Source organism: Geobacter hydrogenophilus, assembly GCF_018501225.1.
Taxonomy (GTDB): domain Bacteria; phylum Desulfobacterota; class Desulfuromonadia; order Geobacterales; family Geobacteraceae; genus Geobacter; species Geobacter hydrogenophilus.
The window spans coordinates 481,612-506,148 of record NZ_JAHCZI010000001.1; the positions used below are offsets into that span (position 1 = coordinate 481,612).

The 24,537-nt window shown below is 61.4% G+C and carries 22 protein-coding genes; 16 read left to right on the forward strand and 6 right to left on the reverse strand.

Features of this window, described 5'->3' with window-relative positions:
* Positions 1-20: 20 nt before the first annotated feature.
* Together KI811_RS02120 and KI811_RS02125 are read right to left on the reverse strand one after the other, a co-directional pair.
* On the reverse strand, positions 21-176 hold the full coding sequence (locus KI811_RS02120) for a hypothetical protein (protein WP_214184836.1): 156 nt from the start codon (positions 174-176) through the stop codon (positions 21-23).
* 12 nt (positions 177-188) lie between these two features.
* The gene (locus KI811_RS02125) at positions 189-1,847 is read right to left on the reverse strand and encodes an AMP-binding protein (RefSeq protein WP_214184837.1); all 1,659 of its coding nucleotides are present in this window, start codon (positions 1,845-1,847) and stop codon (positions 189-191) included.
* A 462-nt stretch (positions 1,848-2,309) separates the two neighbouring features.
* On the opposite strand from KI811_RS02125, the gene KI811_RS02130 reads away from it, so the two are divergent.
* Both KI811_RS02130 and pnpS read left to right on the forward strand, forming a co-directional pair.
* Complete coding sequence (locus KI811_RS02130) at positions 2,310-2,990, forward strand: response regulator (RefSeq protein WP_214184838.1); 681 nt, start codon at positions 2,310-2,312, stop codon at positions 2,988-2,990.
* Positions 2,987-4,756 (forward strand): two-component system histidine kinase PnpS, encoded by a 1,770-nt coding sequence (gene pnpS, locus KI811_RS02135; RefSeq protein ID WP_214184839.1) that lies wholly within the window; start codon positions 2,987-2,989, stop codon positions 4,754-4,756. Before KI811_RS02130 ends, pnpS begins: the two co-directional genes overlap by 4 nt.
* Positions 4,757-4,831: 75 nt before the next feature.
* Here the strand turns inward: pnpS and KI811_RS02140 are convergent, their stop codons facing one another.
* Positions 4,832-5,422 (reverse strand): DUF502 domain-containing protein, encoded by a 591-nt coding sequence (locus KI811_RS02140; RefSeq protein WP_214184840.1) that lies wholly within the window; start codon positions 5,420-5,422, stop codon positions 4,832-4,834.
* A 149-nt stretch (positions 5,423-5,571) separates the two neighbouring features.
* Between KI811_RS02140 and KI811_RS02145 the strand changes: the two genes are divergently transcribed.
* The 13 genes from KI811_RS02145 (at position 5,572) to KI811_RS02205 (ending at position 19,844) form a co-directional block, all read left to right on the forward strand.
* A complete protein-coding gene (locus KI811_RS02145) occupies positions 5,572-6,009 on the forward strand; it encodes a phosphate-starvation-inducible PsiE family protein (RefSeq protein ID WP_214184841.1) in 438 nt (145 codons plus the stop codon).
* A gap of 132 nt (positions 6,010-6,141) precedes the next feature.
* Positions 6,142-7,170 carry a phosphate ABC transporter substrate-binding protein PstS gene (pstS, locus tag KI811_RS02150; RefSeq protein ID WP_214184842.1) on the forward strand — a complete coding sequence of 343 codons (1,029 nt, stop codon included), beginning with the start codon at positions 6,142-6,144 and terminating at the stop codon, positions 7,168-7,170.
* Positions 7,171-7,298: 128 nt separating this feature from the next.
* Complete coding sequence (pstC, locus tag KI811_RS02155; protein ID WP_246551225.1) at positions 7,299-8,318, forward strand: phosphate ABC transporter permease subunit PstC; 1,020 nt, start codon at positions 7,299-7,301, stop codon at positions 8,316-8,318.
* Complete coding sequence (gene pstA / locus KI811_RS02160) at positions 8,318-9,157, forward strand: phosphate ABC transporter permease PstA (RefSeq protein ID WP_373878776.1); 840 nt, start codon at positions 8,318-8,320, stop codon at positions 9,155-9,157. The genes pstC and pstA overlap by 1 nt, the downstream gene beginning before the upstream one ends.
* A gap of 20 nt (positions 9,158-9,177) precedes the next feature.
* Positions 9,178-9,936 (forward strand): phosphate ABC transporter ATP-binding protein PstB, encoded by a 759-nt coding sequence (gene pstB / locus KI811_RS02165; protein ID WP_214184845.1) that lies wholly within the window; start codon positions 9,178-9,180, stop codon positions 9,934-9,936.
* A 52-nt stretch (positions 9,937-9,988) separates the two neighbouring features.
* Positions 9,989-10,678, forward strand: coding sequence for a phosphate signaling complex protein PhoU (gene phoU / locus KI811_RS02170; RefSeq protein ID WP_214184846.1), 690 nt, complete (start codon positions 9,989-9,991; stop codon positions 10,676-10,678).
* A 238-nt stretch (positions 10,679-10,916) separates the two neighbouring features.
* On the forward strand, positions 10,917-11,384 hold the full coding sequence (locus KI811_RS02175; RefSeq protein WP_214184847.1) for a chemotaxis protein CheW: 468 nt from the start codon (positions 10,917-10,919) through the stop codon (positions 11,382-11,384).
* A gap of 21 nt (positions 11,385-11,405) precedes the next feature.
* On the forward strand, positions 11,406-12,923 hold the full coding sequence (locus KI811_RS02180; RefSeq protein ID WP_214184848.1) for a CheR family methyltransferase: 1,518 nt from the start codon (positions 11,406-11,408) through the stop codon (positions 12,921-12,923).
* 24 nt (positions 12,924-12,947) lie between these two features.
* On the forward strand, positions 12,948-13,565 hold the full coding sequence (locus KI811_RS02185; RefSeq protein ID WP_214184849.1) for a chemotaxis protein CheW: 618 nt from the start codon (positions 12,948-12,950) through the stop codon (positions 13,563-13,565).
* A gap of 61 nt (positions 13,566-13,626) precedes the next feature.
* Positions 13,627-15,243, forward strand: a complete 1,617-nt coding sequence (locus KI811_RS02190) for a methyl-accepting chemotaxis protein (RefSeq protein ID WP_214184850.1) — start codon at positions 13,627-13,629, stop codon at positions 15,241-15,243.
* A 22-nt stretch (positions 15,244-15,265) separates the two neighbouring features.
* Positions 15,266-17,533, forward strand: a complete 2,268-nt coding sequence (locus KI811_RS02195) for a hybrid sensor histidine kinase/response regulator (protein ID WP_214184851.1) — start codon at positions 15,266-15,268, stop codon at positions 17,531-17,533.
* A 21-nt stretch (positions 17,534-17,554) separates the two neighbouring features.
* Complete coding sequence (gene cheB, locus KI811_RS02200) at positions 17,555-18,598, forward strand: chemotaxis-specific protein-glutamate methyltransferase CheB (RefSeq protein ID WP_214184852.1); 1,044 nt, start codon at positions 17,555-17,557, stop codon at positions 18,596-18,598.
* 1 nt (position 18,599) lies between these two features.
* Positions 18,600-19,844, forward strand: coding sequence for a response regulator (locus tag KI811_RS02205; RefSeq protein ID WP_214184853.1), 1,245 nt, complete (start codon positions 18,600-18,602; stop codon positions 19,842-19,844).
* Here the strand turns inward: KI811_RS02205 and KI811_RS02210 are convergent, their stop codons facing one another.
* Positions 19,845-21,218 carry a S41 family peptidase gene (locus KI811_RS02210; protein ID WP_214184854.1) on the reverse strand — a complete coding sequence of 458 codons (1,374 nt, stop codon included), beginning with the start codon at positions 21,216-21,218 and terminating at the stop codon, positions 19,845-19,847.
* A gap of 258 nt (positions 21,219-21,476) precedes the next feature.
* Between KI811_RS02210 and KI811_RS02215 the strand changes: the two genes are divergently transcribed.
* A complete protein-coding gene (locus tag KI811_RS02215; protein WP_214184855.1) occupies positions 21,477-22,472 on the forward strand; it encodes an HD-GYP domain-containing protein in 996 nt (331 codons plus the stop codon).
* 50 nt (positions 22,473-22,522) lie between these two features.
* On the opposite strand, the gene KI811_RS02220 is transcribed toward KI811_RS02215, so the two are convergent.
* Positions 22,523-23,833 (reverse strand): NCS2 family permease, encoded by a 1,311-nt coding sequence (locus tag KI811_RS02220; RefSeq protein ID WP_214184856.1) that lies wholly within the window; start codon positions 23,831-23,833, stop codon positions 22,523-22,525.
* 96 nt (positions 23,834-23,929) lie between these two features.
* A complete protein-coding gene (locus KI811_RS02225; protein WP_214184857.1) occupies positions 23,930-24,487 on the reverse strand; it encodes a hypoxanthine-guanine phosphoribosyltransferase in 558 nt (185 codons plus the stop codon).
* Positions 24,488-24,537 lie beyond the last annotated feature (50 nt).

Here is a 24,537-nt window from a genome sequence, read left to right on the forward strand (position 1 = left end):
CGGACTGAATCGCTAAAAAGTTACTGTTGCTGCTGTTCCGGCTCTGAAGCGGCGGCCCGCGCCTTGCGCTGGAGCTGGCGACGCTTCCGGCCGCCGAGAAAGGCTTCCTCGACGATGATCGCCACAAAACAGGCGACAAAAAGGACAAGGAGTATGCCCAGTATCTTTTCTCTCATGACCGAGCCCCTCTACGCGGCATCGCCCGCACCTTCGAGGCCCAGTTCCTTGATGGCCATTTCCCGCAGTTTGAACTTTTGGATCTTGCCGCTGGCGGTCATGGGATAGCCAGCCACAAACTTCACGTACTTGGGAATTTTATAGTTGGCAATTTTCCCCCGGCAGAACTCCTTGACCTCGTCCTCGGTCATTTCCACCCCATTTTTCAGGATGATGGCAGCCATGACCTGCTCGCCGTACTTGCGATCCGGCACGCCGTAGATCTGCACGTCGGAGATCTTCGGGTGGGTGTAGAGAAACTCCTCGATCTCCTTGGGATATATATTCTCGCCGCCGCGGATGATCATCTGCTTGATGCGGCCGGTGATCTTGCAGTAGCCGTTCTCGTCCATCACCGCCAGGTCGCCGGTATGGAGCCAGCCATCGGCATCGATGACCTTGGCGGTTTCTTCCGGCATTTTGTAGTACCCCTTCATGACCATGTAGCCCCGGGAGCAGAGCTCGCCCTGCTTCCCCGGCGGCAGCGTGGCGCCGGTCTCGATATCGACGATCTTCACCTCGGCGCCGGGGAGCGCCCGCCCGACAGTGGAGACGCGCAGCTCAACCGAATCCTCGGTGCGGGTCTGGGTGATGCCCGGGGAGGATTCGGTCTGCCCATAGACACTGGTAATCTCGGTCAGGTTCATATCCTTGACGCACCGCTTCATGACCTCGATGGGGCAGACCGAGCCGGCCATGATGCCGGTGCGGAGGGTGGAGAGATCGAACTTTGCGAACTCAGGATGCTCCAGCTCGGCGATAAACATGGTCGGCACGCCATGAACGGCGGTGCAGCGCTCCTTTTCAACGGTCTGCAGAACCTTGAGCGGGTCGAAAATCTCCACCGGCACCATGGCGGTGGCGTGAGTAACGCTGGCCATGACAGCCAGCACAGAGCCAAAGCAGTGGAAGAAGGGGACGGGAATACAGAGCCGGTCCTTATCCGTGAACTTCATGCACTCGCCGATGTGATAGCCGTTGTTGACTAGGTTGTAGTGGGTCAGCATGACCCCCTTGGGAAAGCCGGTAGTGCCGGAAGTGTACTGCATATTAATGACGTCGTGGACATCAAGGGAGGACTCAACCGCCGCCAGCTGCTCGTCGGGCACCTCTTTCCCCATCTCCACGATCTTCTCGAAATTGAGCATCCCTGCCGGCGTATCCTCACCGATAAAGACAACTCTTTTCAGGAAGGGGAGCTTGGGAGTAGTGAGGAGACCCGCTTCGGCCGATGCCAGCTCTGGCACCACCTCGGAAAGGGTCGCCACATAGTCCGTGTCCTTCCAGGACCTGACCATGAAGAGAGTGGTGGAATCGGACTGGTCAAGGAGGTACTCCAGTTCCGCCGACTTGTATGCGGTGTTGACCGTCACCAGAACGACGCCGATCTTGGCGGTGGCGAACTGGAGAATGACCCACTCGGGAACGTTGTAGGCCCAGATGGCCACATGGTCCCCCTTCCTGACGCCGAGCTTCAGCAACCCCTTGGCCACCTGGCGGCAGATGTCGTTGAACTGCCGGTAGGAGTACCGGAGCCCCCGTTCCGGGTAGACAAGGGCATCATTGTCGGGAAACGTTACAGCCATGTGGTCGAGCAGTCCGCCGATCGTAAAATCAAGATGTTGCGCCATGGAACCCCCTCCATTGTTTCATTCTGTCGACCCCACCTTTGACAAACCACAACCATTTGATTTAATGGAGTTTTGATGAATTATCACGCTACAGACGGCAAGTCAAGGAATTAGAACGGAGTATTATTTAGTACGCTTCTTCACCATTTCCGTGTTACACATTTCTGAAAATAATGCTTGACAGCAAGTAAGCTCCACCTTTCAGATACTTACGACAACAGCCTGATTTAATTGGCTTTTATCATCTGAAGCCGCCGACTTCAACTGCACATTTTTTATGCATAGTGCTATATGTGGCCGTTTTAAAGACCCTTTGCATTTCGTTTCTGTTTTTTTCCACAAGGGTATCCACATTTTGTGTGGAAAGTCCGCTTACAGGCCGTTTTTACGGCTTTTTTTCACATCTGTAACACGAATGCAATATTCTGAGCATACCATCTCCGGCAAGGAGATACCAAACGAATGCAAACCGTTCTGATCATCGAAGACGAAAAAGACCTGGCTGAACTCGTTTCCTTCAACCTGGAGAAGGAAGGATACCGGACCATCTCGGCCCCCGATGGCATCAGCGGCCTCGACGAGGCACAGAGGCAGGTACCGGATCTTATCTTACTCGACCTGATGCTCCCCGGCATGATGGGAACCGAGGTCTGCAAGATACTGAAAAAATCGGAGAAGACTGCAACCATCCCGGTCATCATGCTGACGGCCCGGGGAGAAGAGATCGACCGGGTCGTGGGGTTCGAGGTAGGTGCCGACGATTACGTGGTGAAACCCTTCTCCACCCGGGAACTGCTGCTGAGGATCAAGGCGGTGCTGCGCCGCTCCCTGCCGGACAAGCCCGAGGGAAAGATCCTCGCCATCGGGCCGGTCACCATCGACACCGAACGCCACACGGTGGCCGTGTCCGGGGAGGAGATTGTCCTCACCTCCACTGAATTCAAGCTGCTCCTCAATCTCGCCGAACGCCTGGGGCGGGTCCAGAGCCGCGACCTCCTCCTGAAAAACGTCTGGGGATACAACTACGTGGGGGACACCCGCACGGTTGACACGCACATCACGCGTCTGCGCACAAAGCTGGGCCCGGCCGGCGACCTGATCAGGACGGTTCGGGGCTTCGGCTACAAGATGGAGGAACAGTGAGGTTCACGATCCAGTGGAAGCTCATGGCTTCCTACCTCCTTCTTGTACTCTTCATCGGCGGGGTCTTCTTCGCCTACCTGAGCCACACCCTGAACCGGCACCTGACGGCGGAGATCCGGCAGAACCTCGCCACCGAGGCCCGGCTGACCCGGATGATCGCCCACCGCGACATCGGCAGAATGAGGGACGATGCGCCGGCAGTGGCTGCCGCAATCTCGCGGGAGACGAGGGCGCGGGTGACCATCATCCTTGCCGGCGGCGAGGTGGTCGGGGATTCGGAGATAGCTCCCGGCCAGTTGAAGGAACTTGAGAACCACCTGAACCGGCCGGAGGTCCAGCAGGCGCTGAAGAGCGGCAGCGGTGAATCCATCCGCTACTCGGCAACCATCAAGACCCCCATGCTCTATGTGGCGGTTCCGCTGAGGACCGCCGCCGGCGAAGAGGGTGTTGTCCGGCTCTCACTTCCGCTCACCGCCCTGGAGAAGGCAGAGGGGAGCATCAGAACGCTCCTGGGGGCGTCCCTGGCGGTATCCCTTCTCGTTGCCCTCGTCCTGAGCTACATCCTCTCCCGGGTGACGTCCCGGTCACTGCGCACCATCACGGCGCTGGCGAAACAGATCGGCAAAGGAAACTACAGCCGGAGAATCCCGGTCCCGACCCGCGACGAGGTGGGGGAACTGGCCCGGGTCATGAACGACATGGCGGCCCGGATAGAACAGCAACTGGAGCGAACCTCGGCAGAAAAAAAACGGCTCGACACCATCCTGCGGGGGATGGGGGAAGGGCTTATGGTAACGGATGCCAACGGCCTGATCACCCTGGTCAATCCGGCCTTTCTCGACCTGTTCTCCCTGAACGAGAACGTGGAGGGAAGGCACATCATCGAGATCGCACGCCATCCGGCCCTCAACGATGCCTTCAAGGCCATTGTCGCGTCCAGTGACGAGCGGATCGAGAAGATGACCCTGGGTTTGGGAGTCGAGAAGCACGTACTGACCCACTGGGTGCCCCTTGTGGACAACGGGGAGTTGCAGGGAGTCGTGGCGGTCTTCCACGACATCACCGACCTGACGAGGCTGGAGAACATCCGGCGGGACTTCGTGGCCAACGTCTCCCACGAACTGAGAACGCCGGTTACCGTCATCAAGGGGTATGCCGAGGCGCTCATTGACGGCACCATGGAGACCGACCCCGAGCGGGCGCGAAAATTCGTCGGGATCATCCTCAGCCATTCGGAGCGGCTCGCGGCCCTGATCGGTGATCTCCTCACCCTCTCCCAACTGGAGGCGGGGAACATGAATCTTGAGAAGGCGACGGTCCGTCCCGATCTGGTGGCGAAACACGCCCTGGAGCTCCTGGAGCCGAAGGCAGTCCGGAAGGGGATTGCCATTGACTCCTCGAGGATAGCCGGAGCGCCGCCGGTGCTGGCCGACCCGGGCCGCCTCGAACAGGTGCTGGTCAACCTCATCGATAACGCCATCAAGTACACCCCCGAGGGTGGCTCCATCTCGTTCACGGTCTCCGGCGAGGAGAAGATGGTCCGCATCGGCGTGAAGGACACCGGCGTCGGCATCCCGCCCAAGGACCTGCCGCGGATCTTCGAGCGGTTCTACCGGGTCGATACGGCCCGCAGTCGCGACGAAGGGGGGACCGGCCTCGGGCTCTCCATCGTGAAGCATATCATTCAGCTCCACGGAGGCACCGTGGGGGTGGAGAGCGAACCGGGGAAGGGATCGGAATTCTGGTTCACGCTGAAAAAGGCGTAACAGGAAATCGACGAAATAAAAAAGGGCACCGATTCGCCGGTGCCCTTTTTCGCATCCTACCCAGCTATTGTGACCTCACGGCACCACCACCCCGCCCGACACCACGAATTTCACCGCATCCTCCACGGTCATGCCGCTCTCGTACACCTCATCCTCCCGGAAAAAGAGGGCGAAGCCCGAGGTGGGGTTCGGCATGGTGGGAACGTAGACCACCACGAGCCGCTCCCCTTCCCGCTCCACCTCGGCAGTCACGAAGCCGACGGCCCGCACCCCTTTTCGGGGCCATTCCACGAACACGGCACGGCGGTAGGAGCTCTTCCCCTCCTGGAACACCTGAGTCAGCTGCTTGCTGGAGGTGTAGATGGATTTCACCAGGGGAATGCGCGCCAGAAGGGCGTCCCACCAGCGCAGGAGCCGCTTTCCCATGACGTTTGCGGCCAAGAGCCCCGTCAGGTAGACCACCACGGCGCCAGTGATCATGCCGAGGCCGGGGAAATAGTAGTCGTGGTTCGTGACGGCAATCAGGAACTGATCCAGGTAGGAGCCCAGGAGACCGTCGGCGAAGCTGAAGAGAAACTTCAGGACGAAGATGGTGACCCCGACCGGCACCACCACGAAGAGACCGGTGACGAACCGCGATCTGAGATGGTTGATGATTTTTTCCATGCCGAACCCCTTATGGATAAACATTTCCGACGAAGATACCGCCAGCGCCGGCAAAGTCAACAGTTTCCCACTCCTCACCCGGGTTTCACGCCACTGTAACACTCCCCTGCTACCCTTGCCCAAAACAAACGAGAGAAAAAGGAGAGAACATGTGGAAAGAAAACGTTGTCGACCTGAAGCTCACGCGGTTTTTCGAGACCTCGGCCCGGGCGCTGTTGAGCCTCCTCATCGTTGCCATTCTGCTGGCCATCCTGGCGGCCATCATCGGCACCTTCCACGACCTGCGGCTGGTCATGGGGAGCGATTTCCACGGGGCCTTCAGGACCATCCTGGTGGATGTGCTGACGGTGCTCGCCATCGTGGAGGTGCTCCGCACGGCCTTAGCCTACTTTACTGAGGGGCGGGTGAAGGTGACCTACATCATCGACACGGTACTGGTCACGGTCCTCACCGAGGTGATGGCCTTCTGGTACCGGGAGATGGACTGGGAAAAGATCGCCATGGTGATTGCCCTGGTGCTGTCCCTGGCAACGGTGCGGATCATTGCCGTGCGCTACTCCCCCCGCCGGCTCAGGGAGGAATTGTAACAGCGAAAGCAGTCCGTTTCTTCGACGGTTTTTTGAGTTTTCAGAGGATCTTTGCAGAGCCGTAACCCGAATGTAACAGAAGCAGGTCTATTATTTCCAAAACGTTGAAAACAAACTCCCAGGAGGAACCAGATGCTCAAAGCATTACGGAAAAGTCTCGCGATCCTCGCGACCCTGGCGGTGACCGCCGCAGCCGGGCAGGCCAGTGCCGCAACCCTCATCAACGGCGCAGGCGCCACCTTCCCCTATCCGCTCTATTCCAAGTGGTTCAGCGAATACGCCAAGATCGATCCGTCGGTTAAATTCAACTACCAGTCCATCGGCAGCGGCGGCGGCATCAAGCAGATCACCGCCCAGACCGTCGACTTCGGCGCCAGCGACAAGCCCCTCTCCGATGCTGAGCTGAAGGCGGCTCCCGGCAAGCTTCTCCACATCCCGACCGTCATGGGCGCGGTCGTCGTCACCTACAACATCTCCGGCGTGTCCAAGGGGCTGAAGCTCAAGCCCGAAGACGTGGCCGACATCTTCCTCGGAAAGATCACCAAGTGGAACGACCCGCGCATCGCCGACGACAACCCGGGCCTCAGGCTCCCCAACGCTCCGATCATCGTCGTGCACCGTTCCGACGGCAGCGGCACCACGTCAATCTTCACCGACTTCCTCTCTGGCGTGAGCTCCGAGTGGAACGGGAAGGTCGGCAAGGGGACCTCGGTGAAGTGGCCCATCGGCCTTGGCGGCAAGGGGAACGAGGGTGTCGCCGGCCAGATCAAGACCACGGCCAACTCCATCGGCTATGTTGAGCTTGCCTACGCCTTCGAGAACAAGCTCCCCACCGCCACCCTGCGGAACAAGAGCGGCAACTGGGTAGAGCCCTCCATCCAGAGCACCAGCGCCGCCGCTGCAGGCGCCGTCAAGAACATGCCGGCCGACTACCGTATCTCCCTCGTGAACCAGCCGGGCAAGAACGCCTATCCGATCGCCGGGTTCACCTATCTCCTCGTGTACCAGCAGCAGAAAGACGCCGTCAAAGGGAAAAAGCTTGTGGAATTCCTGAACTGGAGCCTCAAAAACGGACAGAAGCTGGCCGCTCCGCTCCTCTACGCGCCGCTCCCCGAGAATGTGAAGAAAATGGTGGAGAAGACCATCAGGACCATCAAGTAGTCACCCAGCACCGCCCGGCGGCCCCCATGGAGACCATGGGCCCGCCGGGCGTCTTCGTGTCGTCGCAATTGTTACAGAACCATTGAATACGGGTTACGACTGCAAACCCGCCACACAAGGCTACTTACATGAGCAATCACACCGGTGACCTGACCATCAGCCAACCGCCCGGATGTACGGAGAACACCGTGACGAACGAAACTCCTCCTGCCCCGATAGCATCGACGAAGGGACTGAATGCCGACCTTGTCTTCAAGGGGGTCACCGCCGCATTCGCCTTCAGCATCCTTGTCATCCTTGCCCTCATGGCCCTGGAGATGGTCAAGGAAAGCCTTCCCACCATCAAAGCCTTCGGCTGGGAGTTCATCAACTCCTCCGACTGGAACCCGGTCCAGGACACCTTCGGCGCCCTGCCCTACATCTGGGGCTCGGTGGTCTCCTCCATCCTCGCCCTGGCCCTGGCAACGCCCCTCAGTGTGGGGACGGCCCTCTTCATCACGGAAATAGCTCCCAGAAAGTTCGGCGGCGTGGTGGCTTCCCTGGTCGAGCTCCTGGCGGCCATCCCGAGCGTCATCTACGGCCTCTGGGGAGTTCTGGTCATGGCCCCCTGGCTCCAGCAGACGGTGCAGCCGTTTCTCATCGAGCACTTCGGGTTCCTCCCCTTCTTCCAGGGGGCACCCTACGGTGTCAGCATGCTGGCAGCGGTCTTCATCCTGATGATCATGGTCATCCCGATCATCACCTCCATCACCAAGGAGGTGCTCCTCGCCGTCCCCCAAAGCCAGCGCGAAGCGGCCATCGCCCTGGGGGCGACCCGCTGGGAGATGATCCGGATGGCGGTCCTCCCCTACGGACGTTCCGGAATCCTCGGGGCGGTGATCCTCGGCCTCGGCCGCGCCATCGGCGAGACCATGGCGGTCACCATGGTGATCGGCAACACACCGCAGATATCCCTGTCGCTCCTCTCCCCGGCCTACACCATGCCGAGCGTCATCGCCAACGAGTTCGCCGAGACCACCTCCAAGCTCCACGCCTCCGCGCTCATGGAGATCGGCCTCATCCTTCTGGCAGTGACCCTTGTCATCAACGTCATGGCCCGGCTCCTCCTCTGGGGAATGACACGGCAGGCGGCAGGAGGTGCGAAATGATGAACACCGTCACGCTCCGGAACCTGAAAAACTCCCTGATCACCGTTTCCATGGTGTGCGCCACCGTGGCCGTCCTCGTGCCGCTGGGGCTGATTTTCTTCCACATCATGAAGATGGGGGCCAGCTCCATCAACCTGGACTTCTTCATCCACATCCCGAAACCGACTGGCGAAACCGGCGGGGGCATGGCCAACGGCATGGTGGGCTCGGCGCTCCTCATCGCACTGGCGTCGACCATCGGCATACCAGTCGGGGTCTTTGGCGCCCTCTACCTGGTGGAGTTCGGCGGAAGCCGCGCCTCCAACGCCATCCGCTTCGCCGCGGACGTCCTTGCCGGCGTGCCGTCCATCATCACCGGCATGGTGGCTTACACCCTCCTGGTGGTGCCCATGAAGGGGTTCTCGGCCCTGGCCGGAGCGGTGGCCCTGGCGCTCATCATGGTCCCCATCGTGCTCCGAACCACCGAGGAGCAGTTGAAGATGGTCCCCGGCTCCCTGCGGGAAGCCTCCCTGGCCCTGGGGGTGCCGCTCTGGCGCACCTGCCTCAAGGTAACGCTCCGAAGCGCCACCAAGGGGGTTATGACCGGCATCCTCCTCTCCATCGCCCGGGTCGCCGGCGAGACCGCACCCCTTCTCTTCACCGCCCTGGGGAACCAGTTCTGGAGCCATAAGCTGACCGAACCGATTGCCGCCATGCCGCTCCAGATCTTCAACTTCGCCATTGCCCCCTACGAAGACTGGCACCGGCTCGCCTGGGCGGGAGCACTGGTCCTCGTAACCGTCATGTTCGCCCTGAGCCTCACGGCTCGCTACCTGGGACGCAGCAAACAGCAGTCGTAACCATTTATCCAGAGGAACCAATGAACCCCAAGGTCAAAATCGACAAACTGAACGTACACTTCGGGCAGACCCACGCGGTCAAGGACGTATCCATCGACGTCCCCGAGAACACCGTCACCGCCATCATCGGGCCGTCGGGGTGCGGAAAATCAACAATGCTCCGCTCCCTCAACCGGATGCACGACCTCTTTCCCAGCGCCAGGGTAACCGGAAAGGTCCTCCTGGACGGAGGCGACATCTATGACCGCAAGGTGGATCCGGTCTCCATCCGGCGCCGTGTCGGCATGGTCTTCCAGAAACCGAACCCCTTCCCAGCCATGTCCATTTACGATAATGTGGTGGCAGGGTACAAACTGAACGGGCGCGTGAAGAAGAGCGATGCCGACGAGATCGTCGAAACCAGCCTGCGCCGGGTGGCCCTCTGGGACGAGGTCAAGGACCGCCTCAAGAACAACTCCATGGAACTCTCCGGCGGCCAGCAGCAGCGGCTCTGCATCGCCCGGACCATCGCCGTGCAGCCCGAGGTCATCCTCATGGACGAGCCCGCCTCGGCCCTCGACCCGATATCCACCCTGAAGATCGAGGAACTGATCGAAGAACTGGCGGAGAAGTACACCATCATCATCGTCACCCATAACATGCAGCAGGCTGCCCGGGTCTCCGACTACACCGCCTTTTTCTACATGGGGGACCTGATCGAGTGGGGCGAGACCAAGAAGCTCTTCACGACTCCCGAAAAAAAGCAGACCGAGGACTACATCACGGGACGGTTCGGCTAGCCCGCACATAGCCCACGTACGACACTCAGCAAATTCTCACCCTGGAGATATGATGGAACGCGAACATTTCAGCAGACACTTCGACGAAGAACTGAACGAGATCAGAAACAAGCTTCTGGAGATGGGGGGCAAGGTGGAGCAGATGATCGCCGACGCCATGAAGGCCCTGGTGGAGCGGGATTCCGACCTGGCCCGGCGCCTCATCGCCACGGACCACGAGATCAACCACCTGGAACTGGATATCGACGAGAAGTGCCTCCAGGTGCTGGCCCGGCGCCAGCCGGCGGCCCGGGACCTCCGGTTCATCACCCTGGCCCTGAAGATCGTCACCGACCTGGAGCGGATCGGCGACCAGTGCACCAGCGTGGCCAAGCGGGCTATCGAGCTGAACGAGGAACCGCCGCTCAAGCCCTACATCGACCTTCCCCGCATGTCGGCGGCGGCCGGGACCATGGTGAAGGAGGCCCTCGACGCCTTTGTCCGGGGCGATGCCGAACTGGCCATCAAGGTCTGCAAGGAAGACGCCTTCGTGGACGGCCTCAACGACCAGATCCAGCGGGAACTCCTCACCTTCATGATGGAGGACCCCGGCACCATCACCAGGGCCATGAAGCTGCTCTATATCTCCAAGTACATGGAGCGGATCGCCGACCACGCAACCAACGTGGCCGAAATGGTGATCTTCATGGTCAAGGGGAAGGACATCCGCCACACAGCGCCGCCCAGCGGCGAAATCGCATAGTCGTTGCAGGGGGGCGCGTCAAGCGCCCTCAACTTTATTCCCTACAGCACAGGTCAACATCTTGTCTCATAAACGCTTTTCTGTTACTATCTTCCCCTAATTAAGTCATTCCGATTTCCCGTCGCATCCTTTCCGCCTGAAACCGGATAACGGTTGAAAATGTACTGCAAGTCCACCGTCACCTCCCGCGATGGTTTTCAGCGCAGACACACCCTTGCAACCATAAGGCGATGGCCCCGTGAGCGAATCCTGTCACCTCGTTATCTTCACCCTCGACGATCAGCGCTATGCGCTGCACCTTTCAGCCGTGGACCGGACCGTCCGCATGGTCGAGATCACCCCTTTACCGAAAGCGCCGGGGATCGTGCTCGGCGTCATCACCGTGAACGGAATGATTGTACCGGTCCTGGATATCCGCCGCCGTTTCGCCCTCCCGGAGCGAAAAACGGGCCTGGGCGACCACCTGGTCATCGCCCGGACGGCGAAACGGACCGTGGCCCTTGCGGTAAACGGGGTCCATGAGGTCATCGAACGGCCGGCAGGCGAAATCGTCCCTCCCGAGGCGATCCTTCCCGGCATGGAGCATGTGCACGGAGTGGTGAAACTTGAGGATGGGATGGTCTTCATCCACGATCTCGACGGCTTCCTTTCCCTGGAGGAAGAACAGGCCCTGGACTCGGCAATGGAACAGGAACGCCATGCATGATCCCCTCTTGGCGACAGAGCCATGACGCACCATATTTCCCGTCAGCTCCTGTCACGGTTCAGCGAGTTCGTTTCCTGCCAGCTCGGCCTCCATTTTCCGGAAAAGCGCTGGCGCGACCTCGAACGCAGAACGATCCATGCTGCCCGGGACCTCGGCTTCAAGAAGGGGGAAGCATGCGTGCAGTGGCTCCTGTCGTCGCGGGTATCGCGGGCCGAGATCGAGGTTCTCGCCAGCCACCTGACCATCGGTGAAACCTATTTCTTCCGCGAGAAAGGAGGATTCGACGCCCTCGAATCCCGCATCCTCCCGGAACTTATCGGCTCACGGCGGGGCAAGGAGCAGCGGCTGCGGATCTGGAGCGCCGGCTGCTCATCGGGCGAGGAAGCGTATTCCATCGCGATCCTGCTCAAGAAGATGATCCCTGACATCGATGAGTGGAACGTCACCATCCTGGCCACTGATATCAACCCCCGGGCCCTCGCCAAGGCGGCAGCGGGGATTTACAGCGACTGGTCGTTCCGCGGCGTGCCGGAGTGGATGAAAGAGCGGTATTTCACCCGCTGCCCAGACGGGCGCCTCGAAGTCCCCTTCGCCATCAGGAAGATGGTGACCTTCGCCAACCTCAACCTGGTGGAGGACGCGTTCCCGTCACTCGTGAACAACACCAATGCGATGGACATCATCTTCTGCCGCAACGTGCTGATGTACTTCGGGACGGAACAGGCCGGCCAAGTGACCGGGAATTTTCACCGTTCCCTCCTCGATGGGGGGTGGCTCCTTGTCAGCCCCTGCGAGGTATCGTCGGCTATTTTCGCGGACTTTGACGCCGTCGCATTCCCGGGAGCGCTTTTCTACCGGAAGGACGGGACAGGGAAACGTCCCGCCGCGTTTTCATGCCCGCTGCCGAGTGAAGAGACTCTTCACTTGGAAGAGCCATCACCATTCATAGTGCCTGTTCCCATGGAGCATCTTCCCCTGGAAACCGGTAAAAAGACGCACCCCTCCCCGCAGCCGGAACCGTCGGCCTATGAGGAAGCCCTGGCGCTCCACCGACAGGGTGACTACCGGGAGGCGGCGGGAAAGCTGTGCAGCTTTCTCTCCGGCAGTGGGGCAACCGACGCCCCTCATCCCCTGTTCGGCAAGGCTGCCGCCCTCCTGGCGCAACTCTTCGCCGACCTGGGCGACCTGGAGGAGGCGCTCCGGTGGTCCGGAGAGGCAATCGCCGCCGACAAGCTCAACGGGGAGCTTCACTACCTCCGCGCAACCATCTTCCAGGAGCAGGGGGCCATCGACGACGCGGTGGCATCGTTGAAGCGGGCACTGTATCTCGACCATACGTTCGTGCTCACCCACTTCGCCCTGGGCAATCTCACCCTGGGGCAGGGGAAGAAAAGGGAAGCGGACCGCCATTTCGCCAACGCCCTGGAACTCCTGAGCGCATACCGTGACGATGATCCGGTGCCGGGGGGGGACGGGATGACCGCCGGCAGGCTTGCCGACATCATCGGCTCGACCCGGGAAGCAGGACAAAGGCCGTGATGGGCATGAAACGAGGAGTTCGCCATGACGCATACCCCCTTCGCACAATCGGGGAAAACCATCGACTGGAATGACATCCACCAGCGGCTGGAAGCGGCCCGCGTGGCCCTCAGCCAGGAGCTGTCTCCCGAGGAAGAGAAGCGCATCCTGAAGACGCGGGCGGCAGCCCTTGCCCGGGAACCCCTCTCCGGGGAGACAACCGAAGGGCACCTGGAAATCCTCGAATTCCTCCTGGCCTACGAACGGTACGGCATCGAGATGTCCTGGGTGCGGGAAACCTGCCCCCTCAAGGACCTCACCCCTATCCCCTGCACGCCAGCCTTCGTCCTCGGCCTCATCAACGTGCGCGGGGAGATCATTTCCGTCATCGACCTGAAGAAATTCTTCGACCTCCCGGAAAAGGGGTTGACGGACCTCAACAAGGTGGTCATCGTCCATGGCGGCGACATGACCTTCGGCATCCTGGCGGACGAGATCCTCGGCGTGCGCCCGGTCCCCGGTGAAACGATCCAGCCCACCCTCCCTACCCTCACCGGCATCCGGGAGGAGTACCTGAAGGGGATCACCGGGGAGCGGACGATAATCCTGGACGGGAACCGGATTCTCAACGACAGGCGCATCATCGTCAATGACGAAGAGTGAACGCCCATCGGGTAAAGCTTTCAATCGATAACTACGCACTGAAGAAAGGAAGAACGGGAACATGATGGATATACGAATACGGACACGGCTCCTTGTGAGTTTCGCGATCGTGCTGGCGCTCCTGGTGGGCGTCGGGGGTTATTCCCTGAACCGGATGAACCTCCTGGCGGACCTCACCAACGATCTGTACGAACACCCCTTCACCGTCAGGAAGTCGATCCGCGACGCCTATCTCAACCTGATGCAGATGAACCGCTCCCTGAACAGGATGGTAACGTCGCCGGACAGCACGACGGTCTCTGCGGACATGCAGGCGATCAACGATTCCGAAAAAGAGTTCATGAGGAACATGGGGATCGTAAGGGAGCGGTTCCTCGGCAAGCAGGGCGATGTGGACGACGTCATCAGGGCCTATGAAGAGTGGAAGCCGCTCCGGGACCGGGTGATAGCCCTAGCGAGCGCCAACCAGAAGGTTAAGGCGAAGGAACTGCTCACCGGTGTCGATGCGAAGCTCTTCACCGCACTGGACAAGGAGTCCGGGGACATCCTCACCTTTGCCGACCGCAAGGCGGCCGAGTTTTTCAAAGGGGCGCAGAGTACGGCAAGGATGTCTCTGATCATCACCGCCCTCGCCGTCGTCGCCGCCGCCGGAATCGTCGTTCTGGTTGCCGTCACCCTCACCCGCAGCATCATCCGCCCCCTCGGCTCGGCAATGGAGGTGGCGGCGCGGGTGGCCGACGGCGACCTGACCGTGACGGTCCCCCCCACCACGGGGCGCGACGAGATGAACCTCCTGCTCCAGACCTTCGGCAGGATGGTGGAAAGTCTCCGCCGGCAGACCATGGATATCCACGAAGGGGTGAACGTCCTTGCGGCTTCGGCGGGAGAGATCCTGGCCTCCACCACCCAGGTTGCCTCCAGCGCGGCCGAAACGGCGAGCGCCCTGAACGAAACCACCGCCACCGTGGAAGAGGTGAAGCAGACCACGCAACTGGCCGCCCAGAAGGCCCGGAATGTGGCCGACACCGCCCAACGGTCGCTGCAGGTATCCCAAGGAGGAAGAAAAGCGGTAGAAAACTCCGTCGAAGGGATGAACCGGATCCGCGAACAGATGGCGACCATCGCCGAGAGCATCGTGAACCTCAGCGAGCAGAGCCACGCCATCGGGGAGATTATCGCCACGGTCAACGACCTGGCCGAGCAGTCGAACCTCCTGGCCGTCAACGCCTCCATCGAGGCGGCAAAGGCCGGGGAGCACGGCAAGGGGTTTGCCGTGGTGGCCCATGAGGTCAAGAGCCTGGCCGACCAGTCGAAGCAGGCCACCGCCCAGGTGCGAGCGCTGCTGAACGATATCCAGAAAGGGACCAACGCCGCAGTGATGGCCACGGAGCAGGGGAGCAAGGCTGTTGAGGCGGGCGAGAAGCAGGCGTCAGAGGCGGGAGAGGCGATCCGGCTCCTGACGGAGAGCATCGCCGAATCGGCCAACGCCTCGGCCCAGATCACCGCCACCAGCCAGCAGCAGATGGTCGGCATGGATCAGGTGGCCCTGGCCATGGAAAACATCAGCGAGGCAAGTACCCTGAGCGTCACCAGCACGAAGCAGTCCGAGGCCTCCGCCCAGAATCTCCACGAACTGGGGCAGAAACTGAAGCGGCTGGTTGAGCAGTTCAAACTGTAACGGACGACTTGAGCGACAGGCGATGGATAAAGACTTTCTGAAAAAACTTCAGGCAACCTTCGCGGTCGAGTCCAGGGAGCGCCTCGACGCCGTCTCCACGGCACTTGTGGAACTGGAGCAGAGCAGTTCACCCGAGAGGAAGATGGAGCTCGTCGAGGCGCTTTTCAGGGAAACCCACAGCCTGAAGGGTGCTGCCCGCTCCGTTAATGCGGCATCCATCGAGGCGGTGAGCCATGCCATGGAGAGCCTCTTCTCGGCCATGAAACGCCGGGAGGTGGAGCCGGTGCCGGAACTGTTCGATCTCCTCCACACGGCGGTCGACACGATAGGTGGATTGCTCACTTCCCTCGGAACCGGCCCCTCCACCGCGGAAAAGGAGCGCCTCAAGGAGGTGGTGTTCCGCCTGCACCATGCCCAGCGGGGCTCCCTTCCTCCCCGGCCTCCGGCACCCGCTCCACCCACGGAACAGGAGGAACCCTCCCACGCCGGGAAAACGACAGCGCCGCAGACCGTGAGAATATCCACCGAGAAGCTCGACACCCTTCTCCACCAGACCGAAGGGATGCTGACGGCAAAACTGGCCGCGGCCCAACGGGTGGAGGAGCTGCGTGGTGAACTCCAGGCACTGGCCCTCTGGGAAAAGGAGTGGAAAAAGCTGCTGCCGTCATTGCGGCGCCTGCGCAGGGAGCTGAAAACCGGGGCGAACGGCGAAACCACTTCGGAGGGAAGCGATGCGTCCACCAGAAGACTCCTCGAATTTCTCGACTGGAACCATGTGGTGGTCAAGATGGGACGGTATCGGCTGAACCGCCTGACCAGAGGGGCGGAGCACGACCTCATGCACCTGGGGGACATGGTGGAGAGCCTCCTGGGAGATGTGCGGGAGGCGCTGATGCTCCCCTTCTCGTCACTGCTGTCGCTCCTCCCGAAGCTCGTCCGCGACCTCTCCCGGGACCGGGGCAAGGAGGTGGAACTGGTCGTGGAGGGGGAGGCCATCGAGATCGACCGGCGGGTCCTGGAGGAGATGAAGGACCCCTTCGTCCACCTGGTGCGGAACTGCATCGACCATGGCATCGAACGCTCTGCGGAGCGGGAGCGGCAGGGGAAGCCCCCCCGCGGGAGGATCGCAATCACCATCGCCCTCTCTGATAACAACAGGGTCGAGATCGTCATTGCCGACGACGGGGCCGGCATCAACGTCATCCGTCTTCAGGAAGCGGCCGTGAAGCTGGGCCTTGTCTCCCTGGAAGGGGCGGAACAGGAGGAGGGACAGGATCCCCTCTCACTCGTCTTCGCCTCGGGACTATCCACGAGCCCTGTCATCGACGACATCTCGGGAAGGGGGCTCGGCCTCGCCATCGTGCGGGAGAAGGTGGAGCGGCTCGGCGGAACCATCGCCGTCGAAAGCGAGGCGGGGAGCGGGACCACCTTCCGCATCACCCTCCCCCTGACCCTCTCCACCTTCAGGGGGGTGCTGGTCCGGGCGGGCGGCCACCTCTTCGTGCTGCCGACCACCGACGTGGAGCGCGTGGCCCGGAAGGGGAAAACCGCCATCGCCACCGTGGAAAACCGGGAGACCATCGAACTGGACGGCCGAACCCTCTCCTTTGTCAGATTGAGTGACGTCCTGGAGCTTCCGCGTGCGGAAAGGGCCGAGGGGGACGGGAAGCACCTCTCCTTCTTCGTCCTCCCCACCGAGCACGGGGGAATCGCCTTCGGTGTGGACGAGGTCGTGGGGGAGCAGGAGGTGACGGTCAAGGGGCTCGGGGCCCAACTGCGCCGCGTGCGCAACATTGCCGGCGCCACGGTTCTGGGGAGCGGCAAGGTGGCGCCGATCCTGAACAGCAGCGATCTGGTAAAGTCGGCGGTCAGGGTCGCCGGGGCGGGCACTGCCCCCGGTTACGCGCCTCCACCAGAGGAAGCGGCTCCGCGCTCAATCCTGGTCGTGGAGGACTCGATCACCGCCCGGACGCTCCTGAAGAACATCCTGGAAGCGGCAGGCTATCAGGTGAGAACCGCCGTGGACGGCGTCGACGCCCTGACGCTGCTCGGCACCGAGGATTTCGACCTGGTGGTCTCCGACGTGGACATGCCGCGTATGAACGGCTTCGAGCTGACCGGGAGGATCCGTGAATCCCGGCAACTGGCCGATCTGCCGGTGGTGCTGGTAACCTCCCTCGATTCCCGCGAGGACCGGGAGCGGGGGGTCGATGCCGGGGCCAACGCCTATATCGTGAAGAGCAGTTTCGACCAGAGCAATCTGCTGGATGCCATACGGAGGCTGATTTGAGCTGTGGAGTAAGAGGCTGAGATGGTGAAGGTTCTCATTGTGGACGACTCGGCGAGCGTGCGGCTGTTCCTTCAGGAACTTCTCGCCGCCGACCCGGATATAGAGGTGATCGGAACCGCGGCGGACGGGGATGAAGCCGTCGAAGCGGTGGCGCGGCTGAATCCCGACGTAGTAACCATGGACATCTACATGCCGCGGATGAACGGCCTGCTCGCCACCCGCCAGATCATGGAAACCCACCCGGTCCCCATCGTCGTGGTGAGCGGAAACCTTGACGCCGAGGAAGTCGCCTCGACCTTCCGCGCCATAGAGGCGGGAGCCGTCACCGCCTTGCCGCGCCCCCAGGGCCCCGGCCATCCGAACCACGAACGTGAAGGCAGGTCCTTCGTCCAGACCGTGAAGCTGATGGCTGAAGTCAAGGTGATAAAGCGGTGGCCCCGGCGCGATAAACCAGCCACCCTTCCCCTGTCACCATGCCAGGTGACGGTTCCGGCGCGGCTCAAGGCGGTGGCCATCGGCGCCTCGACCGGCGGGCCCATGGTTCTCCAGACCATTCTTGCCGGTCTGCGAAGGGATTTCCCGCTGCCGGTCCTCATCGTCCAGCACATGGCCACGGGCTTCATCAAGGGATTTGTCGAGTGGCTCAACCTCACCTCGGCCCTGCCGGTGCACATTGCCGGCAACGGCGACCGGCTCATCCCCGGCCACGCCTATGTGGCGCCGGACTGCTGCCACATGCTCGTGACCGAAGACGGCACCGCAATCGAGCTGCAGAACACCCCCCCGGAAAACGGTCTCCGGCCATCGGTCTCCGCCCTCTTCCGCTCCGTGACGCAGGCCTTTGGCGCCCAGTCGGTCGGCGTGCTCCTCACCGGCATGGGAAGCGACGGCGCCAAGGAACTGAAGCGTATGCGGGAGGTCGGAGCCGTCACCATCGTGCAGGACCGGGAAAGCTCAGTCATTCACGGAATGCCGGGCGAGGCCCTGAGACTGGAGGCAGCGACCCACACGCTCCCTCCCGACCGGATCGTGACCGCCCTTACCAGCCTGGCTATGGAGAAGTGACATGGGAGCAACCACAGAACAAAGCAACGGCACCATCCTCATCATCGAAGACAGCCCCACCCAGTCAGCGCAACTGCGCCACATCCTGGAATCGAACGGCTACCACGTCATTTCGGCCTGCAACGGCAGGGAGGCCCTGTCGCTCCTTTCCGGGCAGACACCTTCTCTTATCATCAGCGACGTCATCATGCCGGAAATCGACGGCTACGAGCTGTGCCGCAGGATCAAGGAGCGGGAAGATTCCGGGAACATACCCGTCATCCTCCTGACCTCCCTTTCCGACCCCCATGATGTCATCAGGGGGCTCGAATGCGGCGCCGACAATTTCATCACCAAGCCCTGCAACGAGAAGCACCTTCTCTCCCGTGTCAGCTACCTGCTGGAACCCCGGAAGATATGCCACGTTGAAGCGCGAGCAGGGCTGGAAATCCTCTTTGGAGGAGAACGCTACTGCATCACCGCGGACCGACGGCAGATCCTCGACCTCCTCCTCTGCACCTACGAAACCGCCATCCAGAAGAATGACGAACTGATCAGGGCGCAGGACGAACTGAGCCGACTCAACCAGCAACTCGAAATCGCAAATCGTGAGCTGGAGGCATTCAACTACACGGTTTCCCACGACCTCCGCTCCCCTCTGACAAACATCAGCGGCTACTGCCAGGTGCTTCAGGAACTCCACGGCGACACCCTTGACCCCACCTGCCAGGATTACATCCAGGAAATATATCGGGCGACCCTGCGGATGAACGACCTGATCGGCGACCTGATGGAATTTTCGCGGCTGAACCACCAGGAACTGCAGCGGCAGGAGGTGAATCTCAGCACCATGGCCCGAATCATTGCCGTGGAACTGAAATCGAAAGACAGGGAGCGCCGGGTCGAGTTCAGAATCGCCGATGGAATCGTCGGCAACGGGGACTCGCGGCTGCTGAACCTCGTGCTGGTGAATCTCCTGGGGAATGCCTGGAAGTACACCGGCAAAAAGGAGAACGCCGTGATTGAGTTCGGCGTCACAAATACGGAGGGGAAACAGGTCTACTTCGTCCGCGACAACGGAGCAGGCTTCGACATGGCCGAGGCCCACCGCCTTTTCGGAACCTTTCAGCGACTGCACAGCAAGCAGGAGTTCGAAGGAACCGGCATCGGCCTTGCCACGGTTCAACGCATCATCCAGCGGCATGGGGGAAGTATCCGGGGCGAGGGAGAGGTCGGAAAGGGAGCAACCTTTTACTTCACGCTGTAATTACTTCGTTCCCCCCGCCACCTTTTGCAGCACCTCCCAGCTCTTCAGGAGATCCAGGGCACGGACGAGCTGAAAATCCTTCTTCGCATCATCCTCCGGTCCAACGGCGTGCCTTGCGGATTGGCCCTTTTTCCCACTCTCCGCGTTCTTGTCAATCGGACCCTTTTCGGGAACCGCTTCCTTCCCTCCCCCCAGGTGATTGTCCAGATCCTTCTCGTGGAAGTCCTCCCGCCTGTCCTTGGTCACACTCTTCAGTTCGGCATTCTCCACGATGACGTCGGGGATGATTCCCCTGGCCTGGATGGAGCGCCCCTTGGGGGTGTAGTAGAGGGCCGTGGTAAGCTTGAGCCCGGCGCCGTCCTTCATGGGGATTACGGTCTGGACCGACCCCTTGCCGAAGCTGGGGGTCCCCATGATGACGGCCCGGCCATAGTCCTGCAGCGCCCCGGCCACAATCTCCGAGGCACTGGCGCTGCCGCTGTTGATGAGCACCACCAGGGGATACTGAGGTTCCTTCTCGCCGACGGTGGCGCTGAAACGCCGCTTGGCGAACTCCTCGCGCCCCTCGGTGTAGACGATGAGGCCATTGTCGAGCCGCTCACCCACGAAGCGGCCGGCCACCGCCACCGCCACCTCCAGAAGCCCTCCGGGATTGTTGCGCAGGTCGAGCACGAGCCCCTTGAGAGTACCGCCGTTCTCGGCCCGCAGGTTCCGCAGGGCATTGGCGAAATCCTCTCCGGTCCGCTCCTGGAAATGGCTGATCCGCACATAGCCGTACCCGGGCTCCAGGCTCCTGGCCTTGAGGCTCTTGGTCTGGATGATGTCCCGCACGAGGGGAAATACCCGGGGCTCCGTTTCGCCATTGCGCAGGATCGTGAGGGTCACCTTCGTCCCCCGCTCCCCCCGCATCCTTTTCACCGCCTGAACGATGGTGAGGTCGCGGGTGGGGGTGCCGTCGATCTTCCAGATATGATCTCCGGCCTTGACGCCGGCCCGCCAGGCGGGGGTGTCTTCAATGGGCGAAACAACCGTGAGCCTTCCCTCCTTCTGGGCAATCTCGATGCCCAGGCCGCCGAATGAGCCCGATATCTCCACCTTCATCTCCGAGAACGGCTCGGGAGGAAGATAGGCACTGTGGGGATCGAGGGCGGCGAGCATGCCGTTGACGGCCCCTTCCAGGAGCTTCTTCCGGTCCACCTTCTCCACGTAGTTCTCTTCCACCTGGCGGAGCACTTCGGCCAGGAGCTTCAGGGAGGCTCCCGTCTCACGGTCGGGAGAAGTCGCAGTAAGCCGCCAGAGGGTGGCGCCGCCGAATGCAAGGCATACGATCGTGGCCACGAGTCCCAGCGTGATTTTCGTTCTTGTCAACAGCATCGGATCTCCATCCGTCGGCGGCACCTGATGACAGCTGCGGCCGAAACCGGCGTAATGACCTCTACTGTAGTGCCCAGCCCCCGTCTTGTCAATCGCCGGGACCAGGGTCGGAAGTATCCGGCAATAGCCCGCCGAGGTCGCCATCCCCCAACGAATTCAGCCTGTTGTGCAATGGCCGGAATTATCAACGAATTCCTTGACAAATCAAGGCATTGTGCGTTTCAATAACTACAAAAATCTATCAGGGACTCTTTTTCCATGAAAAGCCGTTTCTACCGACCTCTTTCCCTGGCATGCATATCCCCCACCTACTTCCCCGACATCGCCCTCTTCGTCAGGAACAGCGGCAACTATATCCTGTACAAGAACCACGACCGGAAGTTCACAGAGGCCGACCAGCACCGGCTCGCACGGACCAACACCCAATTCCTCTACGTGAGAAGCGGCGACATGGACGTGGTGACCGAATACCTTGAACAGAACCTGGACACCCTCCTGGCGCGGGACGACATCGACAGCGGCGCCAAGGGGACCATCCTTTACCAGACCGCCGCCAACTATGTTACCGACGTCTTCGATGAACCGGGAAAGACCGCGGATATCATCCGCTGCCGGAACCTGATCCGCCACCTCATGAAATACGTGGCGGGGCATGAGGACGCCCTGAAGGCGCTCCAAGCCATAACATCCCAAAACTATTACATTTTCACCCACAGCGTACAGGTGGCCGCCCTGATGATGCTGGTCCACGACCGGCTCTTCAACCTGAACCAGGATGAAATGACCGATGTGGGGGTCGGCTCCCTCCTCCACGACGTGGGGCTGGTCTTTCTCTCCGGGAATCTCCTCGACACCCCCGAGGCCCTGACGGCAATCGAGTACCACAAGGTGAAGCAGCACGCCCAAAAGGGTTACGAGCACCTGAGCGCCGCAGGCACCCTGGGGGAGGTTTCGCTGACCATCGTGCGGCACCACCACGAAAAATACGACGGCAGCGGCTACCCCGCCGGCCTCAAGGGGGACGACATCCCCCGCAGCGCCCAGCTGGCGGCCCTCTGTGACACCTACTGCGCCATGACCACCAACCGCCCCAAGCACACCGCCCTCCCCGGCAAGGAAGCCCTCCGGATCATGGAAGACGAGGTGGGAAGCTCCTTCAGCCCGGAGATGTTCGAACGCTTTGCAGCCGTTGTTGAAAGAAAGGGGAAGGCCCGAAAGCTCTCTCTGATACCGTCACACACGGCGGCACCATGACTCTCCAAAACTAAGAGGCCCGCACTTGGCGGGCCTTTTTCGTTGAATGATCACATCTTCGGAAAGAACACGAAGAGCGACACTGCCAGGAGCGCCAGCACCCACATGCCGGCCGGCACCTCGCGCCCCCGGCCGGCTGCGGCCTTGAGGAGCGGATAGGTGAGGAGCCCCGTGCTCATGCCGACGCCGATGTTGTAGGTGAAGATCATGAGGACGATGGTGAGGAAGGCGGGAACCAGCTCGGTGAAGTCGTCGAATGCGATCCGCTTGACGGGCTCGATCATGAAGGAGCCGATGACGATGAGGGCGATGCCGTAGGCGTGGGAAGGGACGATGGTGAACAGCGGGGCGAAGAAGAGGGCCAGGAGGAAGAGCCCCGCAACGACGAGGGCCGTGAAGCCGGTGCGCCCCCCCTCCTCGATGCCGGCGGCCGACTCGATGTAGGCGCCGGTGGTGGTGGTCCCCAGAAGAGGCGCCACGGTGGTGGCCAGGGCGTCGGCCAGCATCGGCTTCTCGATCTCGGGGAGATTCCCGTTCTCGTCCAGGAGGTCGGCCCGCATGGAGAGGCCAATGAGGGTCCCCACCGTGTCCAGGAACGCCATGATGAAAATGGTGAGGACCACCGGGAAGAAACGGAGATCGAAGACGCTCCCGATATCCAGCTGGAAGAGGATCGGCGATATGTCGGGGGGGAGGCTCACGAACTCCTTCGGCATGGGGGTTACGCCAAAGGCGATGGAGAGGGTTGTGGTGGCCACGATGCCGATGACGATGGCCCCGCGGACCCGCCGCGTCATGAGGAAGACGGTAAGAAGGTAGCCGAAGACCGCCAGGAGCACCGACGGCGCGGCAATGTTCCCCATCTTCACCGGCGCCCCGGCAACCCCTAGGGTGACGAGGCCGGTCTCGTTGAGGCCGATGAAGGTTAGAAAGAGGCCTATCCCCACGGCAAAGGCGCACTTGAGGGAGAGGGGGATCGCCTCCGCCAGCCAGCTCCGGACCCTGAATACCGTAAGAATGGAAAAGACGATGCCGGCCACGAAGACCGCGCCCATGGCCGTCTGCCAGGTATAACCGAGGGTCTTCACCACCGTGAAGGCGACAAAGGCGTTCTCGCTCATGTAGGGGGCGATGGCGAAGGGACGGTTGGCCCACAGCGCCATGACCACGCAGCCGAAGACCGCGGCCAAGATGGTGGCCGTGGTCTGGGGCCCCCGGGGAATCCCCCCCGCCTCCAGGATGGCCGGGTTCACGATGATGATGTAGGCCATGGTCAGGAACGTGGTGATCCCGGCCACGGTCTCCTTTCGGAAGCTGGTACGGTAGTGGTCGAAACGGAAGAACGAAGCGACGGTTTTCATATATAAAAGGAACCCCGAACTATTCCCCTCACCCGGCCTAACGGCCACCCTCTCCCCGGGGGAGAGGGGCTGGGGGTGAGGGGTTTGAGCCACGTTTCAGTACCCTTTGAGGGCAAAAATTCCCGGTGCGTTCCGCCAGTACCCCTTGTAGTCCATGCCGAAGCCGAAGAGGTAGCGATCCGGCGTCCTGAGCCCCACGAATTCGGGGACCAGGTCGGGACGGGCCTTGCGGTCATGCTCCTTGTCGATCAGGACGGCCGTCAGCACCTCCTTCGCCTCCATGTCCCGGCACCAGTCGGCAATGGCGCCCAGGGTTTCCCCCTCGTCCAGGATGTCGTCAATGATGAGGACGGTGCGGTCCTTCAGCTCCTTGGTTGGCCGCACCTTCCAGTCGAGGACGGTGCCGTAGAGTCTGTGGCCGTAGCGGGTGGCGTGGAGGTACTCCGCCTCCAGGGGGAATTCCAGCTTTGGCAGGAGCTTGCCGGTGACAATGAGCCCCCCGTTCATGACGCAGAAGACGACGGGGTTGGTATCAGCCAGCCGTGCGGTGATCTCCCGCGCCATCCGGTCGATTGTCTCCTCAACCTGGGCGGCGGTGCAGAGGCAGTCGGCCTCCGCGTAGACCTGTTTTACCTCGTCGAGGGTAACGGACATGGGAACCTCCGGGCATTGAATTAGTGGAAATGAAAAAACCGTGTAAGAAT

Excerpts from the sequence above, each read along its gene's own strand:
- KI811_RS02130 (WP_214184838.1), top strand. The coding sequence starts at position 2,310 with ATGCAAACCGTTCTGATCATCGAAGACGAAAAAGACCTGGCTGAACTC.
- KI811_RS02210 (WP_214184854.1), bottom strand. The coding sequence starts at position 21,218 with ATGCTGTTGACAAGAACGAAAATCACGCTGGGACTCGTGGCCACGATC.
- KI811_RS02120 (WP_214184836.1), bottom strand. The coding sequence starts at position 176 with ATGAGAGAAAAGATACTGGGCATACTCCTTGTCCTTTTTGTCGCCTGT.
- KI811_RS02145 (WP_214184841.1), top strand. The coding sequence starts at position 5,572 with ATGTGGAAAGAAAACGTTGTCGACCTGAAGCTCACGCGGTTTTTCGAG.
- KI811_RS02190 (WP_214184850.1), top strand. The coding sequence starts at position 13,627 with ATGATGGATATACGAATACGGACACGGCTCCTTGTGAGTTTCGCGATC.
- phoU (WP_214184846.1), top strand. The coding sequence starts at position 9,989 with ATGGAACGCGAACATTTCAGCAGACACTTCGACGAAGAACTGAACGAG.
- pstC (WP_246551225.1), top strand. The coding sequence starts at position 7,299 with ATGAGCAATCACACCGGTGACCTGACCATCAGCCAACCGCCCGGATGT.
- KI811_RS02195 (WP_214184851.1), top strand. The coding sequence starts at position 15,266 with ATGGATAAAGACTTTCTGAAAAAACTTCAGGCAACCTTCGCGGTCGAG.
- pstB (WP_214184845.1), top strand. The coding sequence starts at position 9,178 with ATGAACCCCAAGGTCAAAATCGACAAACTGAACGTACACTTCGGGCAG.
- KI811_RS02220 (WP_214184856.1), bottom strand. The coding sequence starts at position 23,833 with ATGAAAACCGTCGCTTCGTTCTTCCGTTTCGACCACTACCGTACCAGC.
- KI811_RS02205 (WP_214184853.1), top strand. The coding sequence starts at position 18,600 with ATGGGAGCAACCACAGAACAAAGCAACGGCACCATCCTCATCATCGAA.
- cheB (WP_214184852.1), top strand. The coding sequence starts at position 17,555 with ATGGTGAAGGTTCTCATTGTGGACGACTCGGCGAGCGTGCGGCTGTTC.
- KI811_RS02180 (WP_214184848.1), top strand. The coding sequence starts at position 11,406 with ATGACGCACCATATTTCCCGTCAGCTCCTGTCACGGTTCAGCGAGTTC.
- KI811_RS02185 (WP_214184849.1), top strand. The coding sequence starts at position 12,948 with ATGACGCATACCCCCTTCGCACAATCGGGGAAAACCATCGACTGGAAT.
- pstS (WP_214184842.1), top strand. The coding sequence starts at position 6,142 with ATGCTCAAAGCATTACGGAAAAGTCTCGCGATCCTCGCGACCCTGGCG.
- pstA (WP_373878776.1), top strand. The coding sequence starts at position 8,318 with ATGAACACCGTCACGCTCCGGAACCTGAAAAACTCCCTGATCACCGTT.
- KI811_RS02215 (WP_214184855.1), top strand. The coding sequence starts at position 21,477 with ATGAAAAGCCGTTTCTACCGACCTCTTTCCCTGGCATGCATATCCCCC.
- KI811_RS02125 (WP_214184837.1), bottom strand. The coding sequence starts at position 1,847 with ATGGCGCAACATCTTGATTTTACGATCGGCGGACTGCTCGACCACATG.
- KI811_RS02140 (WP_214184840.1), bottom strand. The coding sequence starts at position 5,422 with ATGGAAAAAATCATCAACCATCTCAGATCGCGGTTCGTCACCGGTCTC.
- KI811_RS02225 (WP_214184857.1), bottom strand. The coding sequence starts at position 24,487 with ATGTCCGTTACCCTCGACGAGGTAAAACAGGTCTACGCGGAGGCCGAC.